Genomic DNA, 2,204 nt, shown 5'->3' with positions numbered 1-2,204 from the left:
TCGAAGTCCTTCTTCTTGTCGGCCAGGATTTCGAAGGCGCCGTAGACGATGTTCTCGGCGACGGCCTTCTTGCCCTCGTACATGACGTAATTCATGAACTTGGTGACGGTCAGATCCTTGTATTTGGGATCCGGCAGGACTTCGCGTTTCTGGGCGCGGTGGCGACGGGACATGGGCTTGGCCTTCTAAATCGGTGTCGGACGGCTGGTCTGGACCAGCGAATGGAGGGACGCGGTCGCTTACTTCGGACGCTTGGCGCCGTAGTGCGAACGGCGCTGCTTGCGGTCCTTGACGCCTTGCGTGTCGAGCACGCCGCGCAGGATGTGGTAGCGAACGCCGGGCAAGTCCTTGACGCGGCCGCCGCGGATCAGGACCACCGAGTGCTCCTGCAGATTGTGGCCTTCGCCGGGGATGTAGCACACGGCTTCGATGCCCGTGGTCAGGCGGACCTTGGCGACCTTACGCAGAGCCGAGTTGGGCTTCTTCGGGGTCGTCGTATAGACGCGGGTGCAGACGCCGCGACGCTGTGGGCAGCCCTTCAGGGCCGGCACCTTGTTGCGCACCGGCTTGGGTTGGCGCGGCTTGCGGATCAGCTGGTTGATAGTCGGCATAAGTCTCGGTTCTCTTCGATCGATGGGGGCGTGTGCCTTTCGGCCGGAGCGCCCCGGTGAGCCTTCTTTTCGGACGACGCCTCAGCGCCGTCCCGGGTTGAGTTCCGAGCGGGAGCCGCGACCAAACGAAAAAACCGGAACGCGCGCTTTGGGCGTTCCGGCGGGCACAGCCCGTCCGCTAGATTGTGGCGATCCCGGAGCCCGGCGAACCGGGAGCCTCGAAAGTGGGGGGCTTCTACGCGCGGGGGGGCGTCAGGTCAAGGGAGCAGAGGCCGCGGGTCCCGCCGCAATAAGGCCACGCTGCAACTGTCGAACTGGTCGCGGGAGAACTTCGGGGAACGCATGCCGCGTCACAAGGGGTCAGCGACGCGCGATGCAAGACCGCGCACTGCGGCGCTCGTCGCCGTCTCGGTCGGCGCCCATGGCGCTGACCTGTTCTCCAGCACACGCGGCTGGCTGCCCAACCAGCGGCGGGCGGATGAGTAACACCCCGGATCAGCTCCCGAGGCGCTCGACGTTTCCGCCGGGAGAGCGGTGGCGCAAGCCCGCCATCGTCGCGGCCTCGCTGTCGCTGCACGCCCTGCTGCTCGGCTACCTCGGCCTTCGCACTGTCGGAGCCGACGTGCGGCTCTGGGGTGGTCTCCAGCCCGATCCGCCCCCAATCCATGTCCAGCTGGAGCCGCGACCGCTGTTGCAGGGCGAGACGGCGCGCGTCCGCTCCGCGCCGCGGCCGACGCTGGCCCTTCCCACCCCTGCCGACGCACGGACGGCGCCCGGTGCGGCCGTCGGTCCGCGGTTGAACAATCCGGAGGATGACGACGCGCCGGCTCCGCCCTCCCCCCGCCTCGCCGCGCCCGCGCCAGGCGCCCCCGCTGCGCCGGCCGGAGGCGCCTGGACCGTTCGCCCGCGCACGCTCGGCGACCGGATCGGCCAAGGCCTGAGGACCAGCCCGGTGGGTTGCGCCAGTCCGAACCTGCTCAGCGCGGCCGAGCGCGCCATCTGCGACGACCGGTTCGGCCAGCGCGCCGCGGCCGCCCGCCCTATCGACGAGACTGGCGACAGCCGCTTCGCCCGCGAGGGCGCGCGCCGGCTGGCCGAGTACAAGCGCCGCAGACAGCCCTTGGCGGGCGGCCCCGGCATCGTCGGCGTTCAGGAGGGGCCGGGCTCGAATTTCGGCATCGGCGTCGCGGGCGCGCACCTCGACCAGTCACTGCGGCCCGACTCGACCGAGAACATACGGACGCGGCGCGATGGGTCGCGAGGCAACGCGCCGCTGACGCCGGGGGGCGGCTTCAGCCGGGACCGCCAATAAGAAAAGGACGGCGTCGTTTCCAACGCCGCCCTCTTCATTTCATCCGGAGACCGGCAGATCAGCTTTCGCTGCTCTCCAGCTCCAGCGCCAGATCGGCCGGCAGCGGCTCGATGGCGTCTTCCCGCGCCGACGTCAGTTCCGCGTCGCGCTCGTTGGCGATCTTCTGCAGGGCCCGCAGATACGCGCCCGTGCCCGCAGGGATCAGGCGGCCGACGATCACGTTCTCCTTCAGGCCTTCCAACGTATCGACCTTGCCGTTGACCGAGGCGTCGGTGAGGACG

General features: G+C 69.3%; 3 protein-coding genes and 1 pseudogene. 1 reads left to right on the top strand and 3 read right to left on the bottom strand.

The window, feature by feature from the left end:
• Positions 1-173, bottom strand: a pseudogene (locus VGB60_RS11535) (30S ribosomal protein S7); the annotation flags it as partial.
• A 66-nt stretch (positions 174-239) separates the two neighbouring features.
• Positions 240-611, bottom strand: coding sequence for a 30S ribosomal protein S12 (gene rpsL / locus VGB60_RS11530; RefSeq protein ID WP_055832311.1), 372 nt, complete (start codon positions 609-611; stop codon positions 240-242).
• Between the two features lie 478 nt (positions 612-1,089).
• On the opposite strand from rpsL, the gene VGB60_RS11525 reads away from it, so the two are divergent.
• Complete coding sequence (locus VGB60_RS11525) at positions 1,090-1,923, top strand: hypothetical protein (protein WP_331038394.1); 834 nt, start codon at positions 1,090-1,092, stop codon at positions 1,921-1,923.
• Between the two features lie 58 nt (positions 1,924-1,981).
• On the opposite strand, the gene VGB60_RS11520 is transcribed toward VGB60_RS11525, so the two are convergent.
• On the bottom strand, positions 1,982-2,204 hold a 223-nt coding region (locus tag VGB60_RS11520; protein WP_331038393.1), incomplete at its 5' end, for a hypothetical protein.

The organism is Brevundimonas sp. (assembly GCF_036399195.1).
Classification (GTDB): Bacteria; Pseudomonadota; Alphaproteobacteria; order Caulobacterales; family Caulobacteraceae; genus Brevundimonas.
Note: the sequence above shows the minus strand (reverse complement) of the source record. Positions and strands in the feature narration are given on the sequence as shown.